The organism is Tateyamaria omphalii, assembly GCF_014651375.1.
Lineage (GTDB): Bacteria > Pseudomonadota > Alphaproteobacteria > Rhodobacterales > Rhodobacteraceae > Tateyamaria > Tateyamaria omphalii.
The window spans coordinates 244771-261823 of sequence record NZ_BMWT01000001.1; the positions used below are offsets into that span (position 1 = coordinate 244771).

A 17053-nucleotide genomic window follows, 5' to 3' on the forward strand; every position below is an offset into this window, starting at 1 on the left:
CGAAAGACCCACTACTCGTCGAAATAGGTTCGATGCGTTGTATAAATCGCGTCGATGATTGGATCGAGACGGTTCAGGTGTTGGCGAAGAACCAGTTCCGCAACCCCTGCATCCTCTTCCTGCAACGCTTGAACCAATGCCTTGTGATCTGCGTACAGCGTCTCCATCGCTTCGGTGCTGGTGAGAGACAACACACACAGTCTGTCAACCTGGGCTTTGTTGGTTGCGATTAGGTCGAAAGCAAAAGGACGGCGCGCGGACAGGCAGAGCAAACGGTGAAAGTCGTAGTCCAGATCGTGAAACGCCTTTGTGTCCTCAGCCGCAATTGCATCCTGCTGGGCACGCAGGCTCGACTTGAGATCGGCGTCGACTGCCACGTCTCGTGACTGGGCGGCGTTGCGCACCACTTCAAGTTCAATTGCCGCGCGCACGAAACGGGCGTTTGCAATCAAATCCCGCGAAAATGGACGAACAATCGTGGCCCGCTGCGGGCGGATAAGTAGCAAGTTCAGATTTGCAAGGCGAGTGAAGGCTTCGCGCACCGGTTGGCGCGAATATCCAAAGGATTTCGCAACATCTGTTTCGGAAATCTTCGTACCGGGAAGCAGATCAAGCCCAACGATTCGAGCATACAATTCCTCAAAGATGCGGTCTGTGCTGGTAACGCGATCGACGGTCTCTGTGGATGCCATTGGTATTTGTCTTTCCGATATTCGATTGGCGCATTGTGCCAAAGATACAAGGCTTGGGAACCCCCAGATTTTGCATACTAGGCAACAGTTGGTACGGCGCCCCACACTGCTAAAAATAGCCTTATATCATCAAAATGTAAACTTTCTTGTTGACTAGTATGCAAGTTTTCGTGTTGCCTATCCGCACTTCAGGAAGGGACAGGATCATCAGGTTGACAGGGGTGACGATCAACGGGGTTTCGCAATGGCTGAAGGTAGACAGCCAGGATTTTTCTCCATGATCACGCTCCCGACCCGTCGGCCCAGGCCTTCCACCATGGTTTCCGTCTGAGGAGGGCGGCAACCACACAACAAGACCAGAACATGAATGGGAGGTTCACATGTTTAACTTTTCACTGAAGGCAGCGACTGCTGCCGCTGTCCTGATCGGTGGCGTTTCCATCGCGCAAGCCGATGTCACCCTGCGGGGCGCGAGCATGTTCGATGAAGAGCACGCGTTTACCCAAACCCTGCGCCAATTCGAACAGCTGGTTGCCGACAAATACGACGGCGAGGTTGCTTTTGATCTGCGCCTCAACGGGGAACTGGGTGTCGAATCTGATTATGTGACGTATCTCAACCAGGGTGTGGCCGTTGACTACACGATCCTGGCGCCGTCCAACATGGCCGTTTTTTCGGAATCGATCCCGTTGATGGACATGCCTTTCCTGTTCCGGGATCTCGACCACTGGAACGCAGTTCTGTCATCTGACGCGCTGCAACCGCTTGAGGATGATCTGCGCGAAGCAGCCGGAATTGTCATCGTTGGGTATCACGGCGGTGGGGTACGCAACCTCGCTTCAGCCGAACCGATCACCAATATGGAAGAACTGGCCGGACACCGGATGCGGGTGATGGGCGCGCCAATTCAGGCTCAGACGTTCTCGGCAGTAGGCGCCGCTCCATCCGCCATCGCCTACAACGAGGTCTATAATGCTATCCAGACCGGTGTGATTGCAGGCTTTGAAAACGAAGCGGCATCCATCCAGAACCTGAAGTTCTACGAGGTCGCTCCGCATATCTCATTGACGCAGCACACCATCACCGTGCGTCCAATCGTGATGTCGGCCAAGATCTTTGACGGTCTGCCCGCCGACCTTCAGGCCGCCATCATGGAGGCAGGGGCCGAGGCTGGCGCTTTTGGCCGTGCCCTTGAAAGCGGGCAGGACGGTGAAAAACTGCAGGCGATGGCTGATGCTGGCCAGATCAAGGTTCACGACTTTGCCGGGCGTGAAAAGATGCTCGAACTCGTGCAGCCAGTACAGGATGCCTATGCCGCAGAGCTGGGCGCAACCGAACTGCTTGAGCGCATCCGCGGGATGTAATGTCTTGATGGCGGGCGGCAGCTTTTGAGGTTGCCGTCCGTTGCTTCATTGACCCGATTTCGGGACACTCCGGCATAGGACAGAACATGGTTGGACGATTTCTGGACCGGTTTTGCATCGGCCTTCGCATCTTGCTCGGCGTGCTGATGGGCGTTTTGGCCGTCCCGGTCGCGATGCAGGTGATCTCTCGCTACACCGGCCTGATCCCCACGTATCTGTGGACCGAAGAACTTGCGACATTCATCTTCATATGGATCGTCATGATTGGATCAATGGTAGCTGTCTGGGACGGTACGCATTTCGATGTGCGGGTGATCCCGGATGCGCAGCGGCCTGTGCTGCGCCTGATCCAAAACGGGATTGTGCATCTCGCGATCCTCGTATTCGGGCTGCTGTTTGCAATCTACGGGATTGAATACGCCGAGTTCGGCAGCAACCAGCGGTCTGTGATGATGCGCGCCAATCTCCTGATCACCCACATTTCCTTGCCAATTGTTGGTGTGGTCTGGTCGATATTCGCCAGCTACCGGCTTGTGCAGGAGTTCGCGGTGTTCCGCCAACCCGCCGGAGACACCCAATGATCCTTGATACTGCCACGGCAAGCCTCATGCTCATTTTGGGCTTCCTTATCCTCATCCTGATCCGAATTCCGGTGGCCTTTGCGCTTGGCTTGTCCACGGTACCGGTCGTGTTGATTGAGCTGCGCCTCACACCCTTCATCGTGCTGGACCGAATGTTCCAGTCCTACAATTCTTTCATCCTTCTGGCCGTGCCGTTTTTTCTTCTTGCGGCAAATCTGATGAACAGCGGCAAAGTCACCGATCGTTTGATAGAATTGGCCCGCGTTCTCACTGGCTGGCTGCCGGGCGGACTTGGGCATGTGAACGTGGCCGTGTCCATGTTGTTTGCCGGCATCTCCGGGTCCTCGACGGCTGATGCTGCCGGGATTGGCAAGATCCTGATCCCCGCCATGCAGAAAGAGGGGTATGACACGCGCTTTGCCGTTGCGATCACCGCCTGTTCATCCGTGATGGGGGTGATCATTCCGCCGTCCATCTTGATGATCGTCTGGGGCGGGGTGATGCAGGTCTCGGTCGGAGCACTGTTTCTGGGCGGTGCCGTGCCGGGTCTGATGATCGGACTAGCCCTGATGGCAACGGTCTATGGCTTTGCGAAGGTCCGCGGTTATCCGGTGACGGCGCGACCCGACTTGCAAGAATTCCTCGCGGCTTGGAAAGGGGCGGCACTTGCGCTGCTCACACCGATTTTCGTGATTGGCGGCATCGTGGGTGGCATCGTCACACCAACCGAAAGCGCCATCATCGCAGCAGGCTACGCCCTGATCCTTGGCATGTTCGTTTATCGAACGGTCAAGCCGCGCGATCTTGGTTTCATCCTGTACGATACCGCTCGGTTTGCTGCCATTTCTCTGTTCGCCATCGGGACAGCAACGGCTTTTGGTTGGCTCTTGTCCTTTTACAACGCCCCGCGCCTGATCGTCGGTATCCTGACCGCGTGGGAATTCGGTCCGTTTGGCACCGCGCTCGTCATTGCAGCGCTGTTCTTGATCTTCGGGCTGTTCATCGATGCGATCCCGACAATCATCATTCTTGGCACAGTTTTGATGCCGGTGGCACAGGCTGGCGGGGTCGATCCAATCGCGTTCGCGATTATCGGGATCGTGTCGCTGGCATTCGGATTGGTGACGCCACCCTACGGGCTGTGTCTGTTGATCTCATCAGCCATCGGGGGCCTGAACGTGGTACAGGTGCTGCGCGAAGTGGCGATCATACTCGCCCCGATGCTGGCGATCCTGATCCTGCTTGCGGCCGTTCCTGACATCATATTGTGGCTGCCCAGAATCCTCATGCCCGGAGCATTCCCGTGATCCCGGAAACATCATTCATCCCGAACCCCCGGGCTGCTTAGCGCCCGCCCTGACAGGAGAGAACTTTATGAAACTTGCAGGCAAAACCGCCATTGTAACCGGAGGTGGCCGCGACATTGGCCGGGCCGTTGCTGTGAAACTGGCCTCCGAAGGAGCCAATGTCGCCATCAACTATTTTGCCAGTTCAGAAGGTGCAGAAGAAACAGTGGCGCAGGTCGAGGCGATTGGCGGCAAGGCCATTGCGATTCAAGGCGACCTGAACGAAGCGGCAGATGTGGACGCACTGGTGGCTAAGACGGTCGAGACCTTTGGCGGTTTGGACATCCTTGTAAATAACGCCGGGGGCCTGATCGCGCGCAAGACCATTGCAGAGATGGATGTAGATCATTGGAACGCTGTCATGTCCCTGAACCTGACAAGCACTTTCTTGATGACGAAGGCGTGCATTGCCCACATGTCGCAAGGGGCCATTGTCAATCTGGCCAGCCAAGCAGGACGTGACGGGGGTGGACCAGGTGCCGTGGCCTACGCCACGTCCAAGGGGGCCGTCATGACCATGACGCGTGGTCTGGCCAAAGAATTGGGGCCCGACATCCGCGTCAACGCGCTTTGCCCCGGTATGATTGACACCGATTTCCACAACATCCACACACCCGACGCTGGCCGACGTGGGTTCGAAGCAAACGCCCCGCTCAAGCGGCAGGGCCATGTGGATGACGCGGCGAACCTCGTGCTTTTCCTGGCTTGTGATGACAGCGCTTTCCTGACCGGAACAAACATCGATATCAACGGTGGAATGTTGTTCTCATGACGCGTTCGGACAGCCACCCGGTCGTCGAGACAGGCGAAGGCGTCACACGGCAAGTGCTGGCGGATCACCCCGAGATGATGGTCGTGGCCTTCCGTTTCTCGGCGGAAGGCGCCATCGGCGCGCTGCATGATCATCCTCACGTGCAATCCACCTATGTTGAAAGCGGGTGGTTCGAATTCACACTCGGCAACACCAAACGCATAGTTGGCCCGGGTGACAGTTTCGTCATTCCATCGGGGCAGACACATGGCTGCGTCTGCTTGGCGCCCGGAACGCTGATCGACGCCTTTACGCCTCGGCGCGACGATTTCCTGTAGCGTTCCTGCGCACGCCTCGCATCCCTTCGCAAAATCCGGGCTGTCGCATCAGAGCGTTGGTGCGCCACCCAGGTTCGAAACATCCCACCAATGACAAATTCATGCGGAAAACGTGAACCGTTGATACGCGGTATGGCGCAGCCCAAGAGAGCCCCGCGCGACGCCATTTAGGCAGTCAGGGAGCGGAACTGTAACAATTCTTGACACCAAAAAGTTTGTCAGAACACGTTTTGCGGGAATACTGTCGCGTGTAGACAATCTGGGGGATTGCTGATGTTCCGGGCAAGTGTTTTCGTTTTTGCATTGCTTCTACTGCTGCCGACGGTCAGCGCGACCACAACATTCGCAGCCGGCGAACCGACCAAGTCCCAACCTGCCGATCTTCCCCTACCATCCAGTCTTCCGCTTATCGATTACGAAAAGGTGCTGTTCCCGTGGATCGCCAAACGCGAATATGTCGGCTTGGGTTGGAAGCGTGACAAAAGCTGGAGGGATACCGGCCCGTTTGTCTTCAACATGAGCTTTGGCATCCATCCTGCTGTGCGCATGTACTACTCCCCCGAAATCATGTCTTGGCTGGAAAACGGGCGTGAGGGGGCAATTGCGGACGGAGCAATTGTTGTGAAGGAAATGGTGAATCCACCTTCGGTCAGATACAATGAACACCGCGAGGCGCTTGTCGAAAAGTACAAGGACGACCCCGAAAAAGTCGCTAAGGAAATGGCCAATTATGCGTACGATACCGGCGGGCTGAATTGGACAGTCATGGTCAAGGACAGCCAGCTGTCGCACGGCGGATGGTTCTTTGCCTCGGTCTATTTCGCTGACAAGGACGACATGAAGGCGCGCAAGCCGGTCATCGACAATTTCGAGCCACCCTATAGCCCGCCACTCGGAGCAGGCGGCGATGGGATGTGCATGCGCTGCCACGCATCCGCTGCCGAAGAGCTGATCTTTTCCGCACTTGAGAACATCGAAGGGTACCCGGATGAGCCAGTAATCTTCCGCGTCGACGAAAGCTGGCGTGACCTGCCCAAGCAGCAGAAACCTGCGTTCGGTGTGGATCTGACGACGTTGATCGAAGCCTATTTGAACGACCCCCACGATCCGGCTGCCATGCGCGCCGCACACGTGGCTGCAGCAACTGCCTCTCCCGTCGATCAGAACCCTGACTTCACCGCCACGTTCCCCGGCACAGGTGGGGTCGATATCACCCGGGCCAACTTGCAGACCCTGCCAAGCGAATGGTTGGATCATGTGCCCGCCCGGCCCAATGACACGCAACATTTCCTGACCTCCGACAACTGTCTTGGATGCCATGGTGGCCTGGGTGGTGCGCCTTCAGGCGTGACCATGTTCATCAAGAACGGCCCGGACTATGGCGACGGTTACAACATCTCGGAATATGGCGAATGGCGCTGGTCGCCGATGGGTCTGGCCGGGCGCGACCCGATTTTCTATGCGCAACTGGAATCGGAGTTTGTACTGCTGGAAGAGGCCGGTGTTGGCGACTTGTCTGGAAACCTGGATACGACATGCCTGTCCTGTCATGGTGCTATGGGACAACGTCAGCTCGAGATTGACGCTCATGACAATCCCGCGCTCGGACTGGATGGCAATAATTTCAAGCCTGAATACGTTCTGTTGCACGACCCGCTGACGCTGGAGGAAAAAGACCGGCAGATTGCGGATGGCACCTATCCTTATCATGAATACGGGAACCTCGCGCGCGAAGGTATCTCTTGCGCGGTGTGCCATCACATCGCGCCACCAGAGCGCGCGGATGGACAACCAGATTACAACAAGCTCGACACCTACTTGATGAACGGCACGACCGGCGTGTTCCGCATGAACGCTGCGGATGAGCTGATCGGTCCCTATTCTGATGTCCGAGAAAAACCGATGCAGAACGCAATGGGCATCACACCGCTGCACAATGACTACATCAAAGACAGCGAGATGTGTGGCGCCTGCCATACGATCAACTTGCCCAACGTGGATGCCGCGACGGATAGGCCATTGCCCGGCTTCACCTCTGCGGAACAGGCCATCCTGAACGACTCTGCCGAAAATGCGGTCGCGTTCCTAAAGGACGAATTCGGCGTCACCTATCGCGAACCGTTGGTGCAGTTCCAACACTCGGTTGAGCAGGCGACATTCCTCGAATGGCAAAACAGCGAATTCGCCGACGCAGGAACGGCGCAGTCCTGTCAGGATTGCCATATGAAAAGCAGCTTCGAAACGCTGGATGGAACGGTGAATATCGAAAGCCTCACCACGCAAATTGCATCAATCCAGGACACCAACCTGCCAGAGGTGCCCAACGCGTTGCCGCATGAAGAGATCGATGTGCCGTTCCGCGACACTTACAAACGTCACAACTTTGTCGGCCTCAACGCCTTTATGGTGAAGATGCTGTCGCAGTTCGACGAGGAGATGGGATTGGGGCCGAAGGACCCCATGACTTACGCCACAAACGGGGCGCAACTGTCGCTCGATACGATGGCGCTGCAGGCGCGGGATGAAACCGCAGATGTCGCGATTGAAAGCCTGACGGAAAGCAACGGTACGCTCGAAGCCGTGGTCAGTGTCGACAACAAGACCGGTCACCGTTTGCCATCCGGCGTCGGCTTCCGCCGCGCATTTCTTGAAGTTCGGGTCACAGATATGAGTGGCACTCAAGTATGGTGTTCCGGCTGCACAAACGGCGCCGGGGTCATCATCGGTCCGGACAAACAGCCCTTGAAAACTGAGTTTCTGGACTTTGTACCCGAAGGTGCGACCGAGGCGCTTTATCAACCGCATTACGATCTGATTGATGACGAGACACAGGTGCAAATCTACGAAGAGTTGACACAGAACGCCAAAAAGGAATTCACAACCAGCTTCGTACATCGGGTTTACCACCCCAAGGACAACAGGTTGCTGCCATGGGGAGCGGCGGAACCCGGCACCGAAGCGTTCATCGAGCGGTTTGGCACATCAGAAGTCACAGCTGCCTTCATGAAAGCAACAATGCCCGAAGGGCGGGCAGAACATGATGAAGGCGTAAAGGCTGGCAAAGACGAACTGACCTACATGATCGCGCTGCCGTCCAATGTCGACGCCAAGGATGTGACTGTTTCGGCAACTCTCTATTCTCAGGCCATTCCGCCCTACTACCTCAAGCAGCGCTTTGAAACGGCGCCGAATGGTCCAGCGACGCAACGCCTGTATTATCTAGCCAGCCGCCTGAAAACCAAAGGTACGCTGATCGAAGACTGGAAGCTGAAAATACAGGGGGACAGTACAAGCCTACGCTGATCCGCGTGACGGTTCAAAAGACCAATACCACCCGGCCAAAGACTACACCTATTGCGAAAGTTGATACATCTTATGGTTGATTTTACCTGCCGTTCCGTAGACGATCGTGGCGAAGGATGTGTTTTTTAAGAGGTGTAGTGTGTCAGATCGTTCAGAATTCAAATCCCGTCGCCAATTTCTTGGCATGGCTTCTAGTGCAGCTTTGATTGCAGGCGCGCCTTGGCCCGCTCGAGCAAATATTAATACACAGAACGTCTATGACCTTGCAGCATCTGATGCCGCTGTAGCTAAAGTGCGAATTTATCCCGCGTTGGGGATTTGTCGCGTGGGTGGTTCATCCAAGTGGTTCTATGCGCCGGAAGTGCCGGGACTGCCGCCGCAACCCGAGGACGGCAATTTCAAAGACGGGCTTGAGACGATCAAAAAACAAGTCCAGCGCTTTCGGGTCTATGCCTTTGACGCGGACGACAAGATCATCGGAGAAGTCACGGGCGAGGACATCACATGGGGTGTTCAATTGGCCAATACAAAAGCCAATTGGTATGGTTTCAACAACCCGCTCGACAATGGCGATCTTGCCCCCGGCTTGCCTTCCCAAAAGCGCAATCAGTACTTCGTCTCGGACTCAGACCGAGAAGAGAACCTGATCATCGACGGCGGTGCGCTAGAAATTTCGGGGATTGATACCAATCAGTCCGGCACTGACCCCGACTATCAATTCGAAGGGACGTTCTGGGGCGGGCAGGCTGACGCAATCTCGGTCGGTTTGGGGCAGCTTCGCACTGACGACGCAGGGCGCTTGCTGGTGGTGCCGCCGGATGGCGTGTCCAACTCGCCCAGCAATGCCGCAATCACCAGCTTCGCAGACAACAACGCGTGGCACGATGATTGGTGCGATGGTCCCGTCACTGCACAGGTACAAATTGGCGATCAGGTGCTGGAGGCTGAACCGTCTTGGGTGGCTTGTGTCGGTCCAAACTTTGCGCCTGAAATTCCCCCTATCACGACGCTGTATGACTTGGTGTCAGACTTGAACGTGCAGGAAGGTTGGTCTGATGCGCCAGCGCTTCCGATCTCATTCATGACGTATATCTACCCAACCTTCAGACGGGTTGCATTGATGGAGTGGGTGACCCAGGCCGCAAACTTGCGTCAAGGCTGGATGGCGATTGGGGACCTCAGCGACCCTGCCTATGTGGCGCAACTTGCTGACCCGTCGCCGGAGAATGCCGCATTCAGGCAGTCAATATTCGATCTGTTCCGCGACCCGTACAACCTGACCGACACGTCCTACATCGAGGAACGACTGAAGATCCCCTACATGCTGGGCGACGGCGTGAATTACGACGGCAGTCCCTTGCAATGGTTCCAGTTCCCCAAGTTGCAGTATGACTATCTGGCAGCTTGGGCGGCGGGCGACTTTGTCGACGATTATGACGGACAATCCGCAGAGGATCCGATAGCAGACTACCAAAGCTTCGACGAAATTCCGCTTGAACTGCAACCGGGCGCGCTGACTCAGGCGGCACTCGAGCCATGTTCCGGAGGGGCGTTTCACCCCGGTGTGGAGCTGACCTACTACCTCCGGCTCAAAGAGATGTATGCCCGCAACTACGATGACACAGCCGAGCCGTTCCGCATTGCGCACGGGGATCGGCCAAGTTTGAACCAGAACCTTGGTCGGTTGCTGACACCAGAGGTTGCGTTCAACGGGTTCGAAGATACTCCACCCGCGATCGGACCACAGATGGCAGGCGACCTTACGCGGTGGATGGGCCTGCCCTGGCAGTGCGACGCGTTCAGTTGTCAACAGGTGCTGCTACAACAAAACTATCCGACAGCAGTGTGGTGGCCAGCCTTGCTGCCCATCGATGTGTTGCCCGAACCATACTACACTGCCAGCCTTGATGAGTCCTTGACCGAGGCCGAGCGGGACAAGTTCCTTACAAGCCGTGCAAGTTGGTCAAGAGGTGTCGCCGGCATCGGGTACCATGCCAACGCGAGCTATTGGGACGGGATCACCAATATGATCACCGTATGGCAACGTATGGGTTTTGTTGTCAGAATGCCGTCACCCCAAGGTGATGTCTTTGTCGAGATGCAGCATGCCGACAACATGGAAACCCGGTTCGATTGGAATCCGAGCCAAGGGATGTTGCCCAATTGATCCACCCGGTTGCCGTCCTCGGTGGCGGGATTGCTGGGGCGGCGGCAGCATTGCGTTTGGCCCAGGGCGGTATTCGTCCCGTTTGGATTGCACAGAACCGACAAGATGCGTTCAAGCCGGGCGAACATCTCAGCGCGGCTGCCACTCCGCTACTGAAGACACTCGGATCGGATGCGATGCTGCGGTCCGAAGTGCACCGGCATGCCCACAGCACCTATTCAGCATGGGGCAGCGACACGCTGGTCGAACGCAATGCGATCATTCATCTGGAAGGTCCACCGACCGTTCTGGATCGCGGCGCGTTTGAGGATGCGCTGACTGCGCAGGCCATCGCAGCAGGCGCGCTGCGGATTGATCAGGACGTCGGTGACCTGCGTATCGCCGACGGTCTTTGGCACCTTGATACCCGCGAAAATCGGATCGAAGCCGGTTTCGTATTCGATGCCACGGGACGGAAGGCAATTGTCGCATCCAAGTTTGCAACCCGGTTTCAAGCCGACAAACTGAGCTGCCAATACGCCCTTTTTACCAGCGCGGACCAGGACAGACCCAGACCTGTCACATTGATTGAAACCGAAGCGCGCGGATGGTGGTACATGTCGGTCTTGGCCGACCAGCGCGTCATCGTGAACTTCTATTCCGACGCGGACCTGCCCGGTTTTGCGAACGCAGAGCTTGAGGAAAACACGCAACAAACCAAAGCCATATCTGCTTATCTCTCTGACTATGGTTACAAGATCAGCGGCAAGACCAAGCGGATCACGGCGAACAGCAGTTGGATCGCGCCAGCCATCGGCGAAGGATGGGTTGCTATTGGAGACGCCTCTGCTGCCTTTGATCCGCTTTCATCGCACGGTATGACAACAGCGCTTTGGTCCGCTATTCAAGCCGCCGACGCCTTTGTCGCAAAAGACCGGAGTAGAATGTTCGCCTATGCCGACAACCTTGCAAAGGGCGTCGAAGACTATCGCACGGCGCTTCATCGCGTTTACGCTTCGGAGAAAAGGTGGGCGAATTGCCCGTTCTGGGCACGCAGAATAGAAGCAAGTACCAAAACAGACTGACCACCATAGACGCAGAATGCTTTTTGATTTTCTCGGCCCGCCGGGTAAACGAACCCATGGGCAGGTCATCTGCCAGTCTTGAAACAGCTTTCAGGTGCCACCATGCGCGCTGCCGTTGTCCGAACTTTTGGCGAAGACCTTTCCATCGAGACGGTTGCAGATCCAGTATGTCCCGACAACGGCGTCGTGCTTGAGGTTGCGGCCTGTGGTGTCTGTCGGTCCGACTATCACGGATGGACAGGCGAACATCCTCGTGTTCTAGACGGCTCGATCCTCGGTCACGAATACTGCGGCACTGTGGTAGAGGCAGGACCAAAGGCGAAACACGCACTGGGCGACCGGTTGATCGCACCATTCATCCTGTCTTGTGGTGATTGCCCGGCCTGCCACACCGGCGTGTCCAATACCTGCGAAAACCAGGTTGTGCCAGGTTTCGGCGAGCCGGGCGCCTATGCGGAATACGTGGCCGTGCCATTTGATCACAACCTTGTTCATCTGCCCGATACGATGACACCTGCGCTGGCCGCCGGGCTGGGATGCCGGGTAACTACAGCGTGGCACGCGCTGACGGATCGGGCCAATGTGCGGGCAGGTGAGTGGGTCGCCGTGCATGGCACAGGGGGCATTGGCCTTGCCACGTTGCTCTTGGCCAAGATGCTTGGGGCACAGGTGGTTGTCGTGGATGTGGTGGATGAAAAGCTGACCCACGCCAAATCCCTTGGCGCGGATGCAGCAGTGAACGCGGCCAACACGGACGCAGCCGCGGCGATCCGGGACATCACCGGCGGCGGTGCGCATGTATCTGTTGAAGCACTTGGAATCGAAGCGACCACCAATGCATCAGTCGAGTGCCTGCGCACCCTAGGTCGCCACGTGCATGTCGGCATGCCGGCAGGCTCGGGCATGATGCAGGTGAACATGCGGGCCATCTATACCAAGCAGCTGTCATTCTTCGGTACACGTGGCATGCCCGCCTGGAAGTATCCGTCACTTCTGTCGATGATCGAACGAGGCGACGTGGACCTAAGCCCGATGGTTGCGCGCGAGGTGCCTTTGTCAGGTACCAGCGCGGAATTGCGGGCGATGCACGGCCCGACCCCGCCAGGCACCGCTGTAATTACCGACTTCCAAGTCTAGCGGTCTAGTCGACGCAAAAGCCCTGTTTGCGAAGATACGCGCCAAAATCAGCGCGCTCCGACTGGCTGTATTGGCGCACCTTGTCGTCTGACCAGCCGTATGCTTCCGCTTGCCCAAAGAATTCGACAAAACGCTGCGTGGCGTAAGGCTGCACTTTGGCACGATCAGCGTCATAGTTTTTGACGGCGTCGCGCAGACCATCCTCCTGATACCGATCCATATGGCACGTGACGCTCAACGGCAGTCGTTTTGCAATCTCGGGCGCCTCGCTCGGATACCCTAGCGCAAGTCCTGCGAAGGGGAAAACGTGATCCGGCAGCCCAAGCAGATCTGACACGGCTTGCGCTTCGTTCCGCACGGCGCTGATTGGGCAGCACCCCAGGCCCATCGCCTCGGCGGCGGTGACAAAAGCTCCAAGGGCAATCGCCGCATCCGCCGTCGGGTTGATGACAGCGTCCATATGATCATTGGCAAACGGCACGTCATGCCAAGTGTGCAACAACCGCTGACGCCGGTTGTTTCCGCAAAAGACAAGGAGCGTGGGCGCCTGCGCAACCCACGCTTGGCCGGACACAAGCTTTGCAAGCTCTGAACGCACTCCGGGCGATTTCATCACAATGATGTCTCGCTGCTGCAAGTCGCTTTTTGTTGGCGACGCGAGCGCAATGGCGCAGAGCATTTGCAAGAGGTGGTCCGGAACTGGCGTCGCTTCAAAGGTGCGGCACGAACCGCGGCTGGCCATCAATTGCAGTAGGGGCTCCGCTACTATCCCAGTATCGGGCGCGTCGGAATAACGTTCAGCCAATGCCGAGTTCAGGTCTGGTTTGGAGATGTGCGTCATCCAGTCATCCGGATCGAAAAATTGTAAGCGTTACTAACAGGATGGTTCAGAAATTATCGCGTTCATTAAGCATTCCTGTAAGCTACACTCTGACATGAAACATCCAGCCCGGGAAAGCCCCAGCCAATCATGAAAGCGCATATGCTCAAGGTCACCATTGAACGCGGCCCGGACTCGCGGGATGTGTTTGACGTTCCGGCACATGAAAGCCAGACGGTGCTCGATGTCGTGTCGTGGGTGCAGCAGAACGCCGATCCAACGCTCAGCTACCGGTTTGCGTGCCGCGTCGGCATGTGTGGCAGTTGCGCGATGATGGTAAACGGGGTGCCTCGCTGGACCTGTCGCACGCACATGTCCAAAGTCCTCAAGGACAACGCGGTGACCATTGGCCCTTTGCGCAACCTGCCGGTGGTCAAAGATCTGGTCGTCGATATGGACCCGTTCTTTGACAAGTGGGTCGGGGCCGAAGGCGTGCACCATGGCAGCCTGACCCGCGACGACCCGATTGCGGCAATCGATGAAACCAGCGAAACACGGGTTGAGGCAAATGCGGGAATCGAGTGCATCAACTGTTCGGTTTGCTATGCGGCCTGTGACACCGTTGCGGGCAACGCTGACTACCTTGGCCCAGCCGCGCTGCAACGCGCATGGACCCTGCTCAATGACGCAAAGGACGAAGGGCGTGTTGCCATTCTCGACGCCGTCTCGGGCAGCGGCGGCTGCCACAACTGCCATTCAATGGGGTCCTGCACCACCTACTGTCCGAATGATCTGGACCCGATGACCGCCATAGCCGGTCTGAAACGCGAAACGGCCAAATCATTTTTCCGGAGGGGCCGTTGATGCTGAGCCTGCGCCTTTACATGTTGCAACGGATCACCGCCCTTCTGATGGCACCGCTCGTTCTCGGCCATCTCGCCGTGATGATCTACGCAATCCAGGGCGGGTTAAGTGCGGCAGAAATCCTGGGGCGAACCCAAGGGTCCGTGGCGTGGCTTCTGTTCTACGGCCTGTTTGTCATCGCTGTGTCGATCCACGGCGCCATCGGTCTGCGCACAGTCGCGCATGAGTGGGGCGGTTTGAAAGGCACAGCGCTGGACGTTTTCATGTGGGCCATGGGCTTCGGCCTGTTCGTGTTGGGGGCACGCGCCGTCTGGGCCGTGACATTCGCATGAGGGCAGCAGGGATCACATCACGGGCGCACCCCCTTTGGCTCGCCTACATCCTGCATCGGCTGTCGGGGCTCGGCCTCGCCCTGTTCTTGCCCTTCCACTTCTGGATCCTGTCGCTGGCCCTGACAAACCCTGCACGGCTGAATGGTTTTCTGGCCTTCACCGATATCGGCGCGGTCAAACTGGCAGAGTTCGGCCTTGTTTTCCTGCTGGCCGTCCACATGTTCGGTGGCTTGCGCCTCATGGCGATGGAATGGCTGCCGTGGACACCGCCACAAAAAACACTGGCGGCGGGTGCGACAGCCCTGTCCTTCCTGATTGCAACGCTCTTTCTGATGCAGGCGGTGTGACATGAAACTGAGCGATATCGAACGTCACGATACAGACATCCTGATCCTCGGCACCGGGGGCGCGGGTCTGTTCGCGGCGCTGCACGCGCAACAGACCGCTCCTGAAGGCACCAAGATCACAATCGCAGTCAAAGGGTTGATCGGCAAATGCGGCTGCACGCGCATGGTGCAAGGCGGTTACAACGTGGCGCTGGGCGGTGGCGACACGGTCGAGCGGCATTTCATGGACACGATCAACGGGGGCAAATGGCTGCCGGATCAGGACATGGCATGGCGGTTGTGTGAACAGGCGGTCGTGCGCATCCGGGAGTTGGAAAACGAGGTCGGATGTTTTTTTGACCGCAATCCCGACGGGTCGCTGCATCAAAAAGCCTTTGCCGGCCAAACTGCCGACCGCACTGTGCACAAGGGCGACCTGACCGGCATCGAGATCATTAATCGCTTGATGGAAAAGGTGCTCGCCAGCGGGGTTGAGAAACTTCAGGAACACCGCGCCGTGGGTCTGATCCCGACCAAAGACCGCTCGGCATTGGCAGGTGTGCTGATGATTGACATGCGCACGGGCCGCTTCCGTCTGGTGCGCGCCAAGACGGTACTGATGGCCACGGGCGGAGGCCCGACCATGTACAAGTATCACACGCCATCAGGTGACAAGACGATGGATGGCCTTGCCATGGCCCTGCGGGCGGGCCTGCAATTGCGCGACATGGAGATGGTGCAATTCCATCCCACAGGTCTCCTGGCGGGTGAACATACGCGCATGACTGGAACGGTGCTTGAAGAAGGGCTGCGCGGCGCAGGCGGGCAGTTGATCAACCACGCCGGTCAGCGCTTCATGTTCGATTATGACGGCAAGGGTGAACGCGCCACCCGTGATGTCGTCAGCCGCGGCATCTATGCCGAGATGCGCAAGAACAACAATCCGGATCAGGAGGGTGTGTTCATCTCAATGTCCCACCTTGGACCGGACTGGGTGGCGCAGAAATTCAAAGGCATGGTCAAACGCTGCGCCGACAGCGGTTTCGATCTTGCTGCGGGCAATGTCGAGGTCGTGCCAACCGCCCACTACTTCATGGGCGGCGTTATCGTCGATGTGGATACGCGCACGGCGGTGGAAGGGCTGTATGTCGCGGGCGAAGACGCAGGTGGCGCGCATGGCTCGAACCGGTTGGGTGGCAACGGGGTCGCCAACTCGACCGTCTATGGCGGCATCGCGGGCGACACGATGGGCCGCGATGTGGTGGGCATGACCCTGCGCGACCCGGACGAAAACGTACTGGCCGCCGAATTCGAACGCGCGACCTATCCGCTGACCCGCAAACCCGACCTTATCTTGCCGCTGCGCAAGCAACTGCAGGACCTCATGTGGGAAGAGGTTGGCGTGATGCGGACCGCGGCGGGGATGAAACGCGGGCTGAGCGGTATCACACAGGTGTCGGGCGCTCTGATGGACGTGGGCGTGGACGATGGCAACCTCGCCTTCAATCTCACCTGGCACGATTGGCTGAACCTGCGATCACTCTGTGATGTTTCCGAGGTGATCACCAAGGCCGGGATCGCCCGCGAGAATTCCCGTGGAGCGCATTTCCGCGAGGATTTTCCCGAAGACGGTGGGCTAGAGAACAGCGATTTCACAGTCGCGACGCAAGACGACGAAGGCGTCAAGGTCACCCGCGAACCCGTGCAGTTCACCATCGTCCGTCCCGGCGAAACGATCTTGCCGGAGGGTGAGCCAGACACGTTGGTGGCGGCGCAATGAACAAACGTAGCTTTGCCAAAAAACCTTTGTACCGACAGGTGAACACTCGAACGCATGGCGTCCGCCATGGCGGTGGCCATGCGCGATGGGATCGAAACACAAAGGCTGCGGGCAGCGCACATGCCAGTAAAATGAAGTCCGGTGTCCGCCATGGGCTAGACTACACACCACTGTACAAGTTTCTCTTG

At 57.5% G+C, this 17053-nt stretch carries 15 protein-coding genes; 13 read left to right on the forward strand and 2 right to left on the reverse strand.

What is annotated here, in order from left to right; all coding sequences use genetic code 11:
* Positions 1 to 11: 11 nt before the first annotated feature.
* Positions 12 to 692, reverse strand: a complete 681-nt coding sequence (locus tag IE087_RS01140; protein WP_189367091.1) for a GntR family transcriptional regulator — start codon at positions 690 to 692, stop codon at positions 12 to 14.
* A 380-nt stretch (positions 693 to 1072) separates the two neighbouring features.
* Between IE087_RS01140 and IE087_RS01145 the strand changes: the two genes are divergently transcribed.
* From IE087_RS01145 to IE087_RS01185, 9 genes are all read left to right on the forward strand, one after another.
* A complete protein-coding gene (locus IE087_RS01145) occupies positions 1073 to 2056 on the forward strand; it encodes a TRAP transporter substrate-binding protein (RefSeq protein WP_189367092.1) in 984 nt (327 codons plus the stop codon).
* Positions 2057 to 2142: 86 nt separating this feature from the next.
* On the forward strand, positions 2143 to 2637 hold the full coding sequence (locus IE087_RS01150) for a TRAP transporter small permease (protein WP_189367093.1): 495 nt from the start codon (positions 2143 to 2145) through the stop codon (positions 2635 to 2637).
* Positions 2634 to 3944 (forward strand): TRAP transporter large permease, encoded by a 1311-nt coding sequence (locus IE087_RS01155; protein WP_189367094.1) that lies wholly within the window; start codon positions 2634 to 2636, stop codon positions 3942 to 3944. Before IE087_RS01150 ends, IE087_RS01155 begins: the two co-directional genes overlap by 4 nt.
* Positions 3945 to 4011: 67 nt before the next feature.
* On the forward strand, positions 4012 to 4755 hold the full coding sequence (locus IE087_RS01160) for an SDR family NAD(P)-dependent oxidoreductase (protein ID WP_189367095.1): 744 nt from the start codon (positions 4012 to 4014) through the stop codon (positions 4753 to 4755).
* Entirely contained in the window at positions 4752 to 5072 is a 321-nt protein-coding gene (locus IE087_RS01165; protein WP_189367096.1) for a cupin domain-containing protein, read from the forward strand. Before IE087_RS01160 ends, IE087_RS01165 begins: the two co-directional genes overlap by 4 nt.
* A gap of 273 nt (positions 5073 to 5345) precedes the next feature.
* Positions 5346 to 8375 (forward strand): hypothetical protein, encoded by a 3030-nt coding sequence (locus tag IE087_RS01170; protein WP_189367097.1) that lies wholly within the window; start codon positions 5346 to 5348, stop codon positions 8373 to 8375.
* A gap of 139 nt (positions 8376 to 8514) precedes the next feature.
* Positions 8515 to 10542: a CTQ-dependent glycine oxidase GoxA gene (goxA, locus tag IE087_RS01175; RefSeq protein ID WP_268244626.1), complete on the forward strand. Its 2028-nt coding sequence runs from the start codon at positions 8515 to 8517 to the stop codon at positions 10540 to 10542.
* Complete coding sequence (gene goxB / locus IE087_RS01180; protein WP_189367099.1) at positions 10539 to 11606, forward strand: glycine oxidase maturase GoxB; 1068 nt, start codon at positions 10539 to 10541, stop codon at positions 11604 to 11606. Before goxA ends, goxB begins: the two co-directional genes overlap by 4 nt.
* Positions 11607 to 11708: 102 nt before the next feature.
* Positions 11709 to 12743, forward strand: a complete 1035-nt coding sequence (locus tag IE087_RS01185; protein ID WP_189367100.1) for a zinc-binding dehydrogenase — start codon at positions 11709 to 11711, stop codon at positions 12741 to 12743.
* Positions 12744 to 12747: 4 nt separating this feature from the next.
* Here IE087_RS01185 and IE087_RS01190 read toward each other — a convergent pair whose 3' ends face one another.
* Complete coding sequence (locus tag IE087_RS01190) at positions 12748 to 13584, reverse strand: nitroreductase family protein (RefSeq protein ID WP_189367101.1); 837 nt, start codon at positions 13582 to 13584, stop codon at positions 12748 to 12750.
* A gap of 129 nt (positions 13585 to 13713) precedes the next feature.
* On the opposite strand from IE087_RS01190, the gene IE087_RS01195 reads away from it, so the two are divergent.
* Genes IE087_RS01195 through IE087_RS01210 form a run of 4 tightly spaced genes read left to right on the forward strand, consistent with a single transcriptional unit; the run spans position 13714 to position 16865 of the window.
* Positions 13714 to 14427 carry a succinate dehydrogenase/fumarate reductase iron-sulfur subunit gene (locus tag IE087_RS01195; RefSeq protein WP_189367102.1) on the forward strand — a complete coding sequence of 238 codons (714 nt, stop codon included), beginning with the start codon at positions 13714 to 13716 and terminating at the stop codon, positions 14425 to 14427.
* Positions 14427 to 14759, forward strand: coding sequence for a succinate dehydrogenase/fumarate reductase transmembrane subunit (locus tag IE087_RS01200; protein ID WP_189367103.1), 333 nt, complete (start codon positions 14427 to 14429; stop codon positions 14757 to 14759). Before IE087_RS01195 ends, IE087_RS01200 begins: the two co-directional genes overlap by 1 nt.
* Positions 14756 to 15106, forward strand: a complete 351-nt coding sequence (gene sdhC / locus IE087_RS01205; RefSeq protein ID WP_189367104.1) for a succinate dehydrogenase, cytochrome b556 subunit — start codon at positions 14756 to 14758, stop codon at positions 15104 to 15106. Before IE087_RS01200 ends, sdhC begins: the two co-directional genes overlap by 4 nt.
* A gap of 1 nt (position 15107) precedes the next feature.
* Positions 15108 to 16865 (forward strand): L-aspartate oxidase, encoded by a 1758-nt coding sequence (locus tag IE087_RS01210; protein WP_189367105.1) that lies wholly within the window; start codon positions 15108 to 15110, stop codon positions 16863 to 16865.
* The last annotated feature ends 188 nt before the right edge of the window (positions 16866 to 17053 follow it).

Bases quoted from the DNA above. Each gene is read 5' to 3' on its own strand.
- IE087_RS01140 (WP_189367091.1), bottom strand. From the start codon at position 692: ATGGCATCCACAGAGACCGTCGATCGCGTTACCAGCACAGACCGCATC.
- IE087_RS01145 (WP_189367092.1), top strand. From the start codon at position 1,073: ATGTTTAACTTTTCACTGAAGGCAGCGACTGCTGCCGCTGTCCTGATC.
- IE087_RS01150 (WP_189367093.1), top strand. From the start codon at position 2,143: ATGGTTGGACGATTTCTGGACCGGTTTTGCATCGGCCTTCGCATCTTG.
- IE087_RS01155 (WP_189367094.1), top strand. From the start codon at position 2,634: ATGATCCTTGATACTGCCACGGCAAGCCTCATGCTCATTTTGGGCTTC.
- IE087_RS01160 (WP_189367095.1), top strand. From the start codon at position 4,012: ATGAAACTTGCAGGCAAAACCGCCATTGTAACCGGAGGTGGCCGCGAC.
- IE087_RS01165 (WP_189367096.1), top strand. From the start codon at position 4,752: ATGACGCGTTCGGACAGCCACCCGGTCGTCGAGACAGGCGAAGGCGTC.
- IE087_RS01170 (WP_189367097.1), top strand. From the start codon at position 5,346: ATGTTCCGGGCAAGTGTTTTCGTTTTTGCATTGCTTCTACTGCTGCCG.
- IE087_RS01185 (WP_189367100.1), top strand. From the start codon at position 11,709: ATGCGCGCTGCCGTTGTCCGAACTTTTGGCGAAGACCTTTCCATCGAG.
- IE087_RS01190 (WP_189367101.1), bottom strand. From the start codon at position 13,584: ATGACGCACATCTCCAAACCAGACCTGAACTCGGCATTGGCTGAACGT.
- IE087_RS01195 (WP_189367102.1), top strand. From the start codon at position 13,714: ATGAAAGCGCATATGCTCAAGGTCACCATTGAACGCGGCCCGGACTCG.
- IE087_RS01200 (WP_189367103.1), top strand. From the start codon at position 14,427: ATGCTGAGCCTGCGCCTTTACATGTTGCAACGGATCACCGCCCTTCTG.
- sdhC (WP_189367104.1), top strand. From the start codon at position 14,756: ATGAGGGCAGCAGGGATCACATCACGGGCGCACCCCCTTTGGCTCGCC.
- IE087_RS01210 (WP_189367105.1), top strand. From the start codon at position 15,108: ATGAAACTGAGCGATATCGAACGTCACGATACAGACATCCTGATCCTC.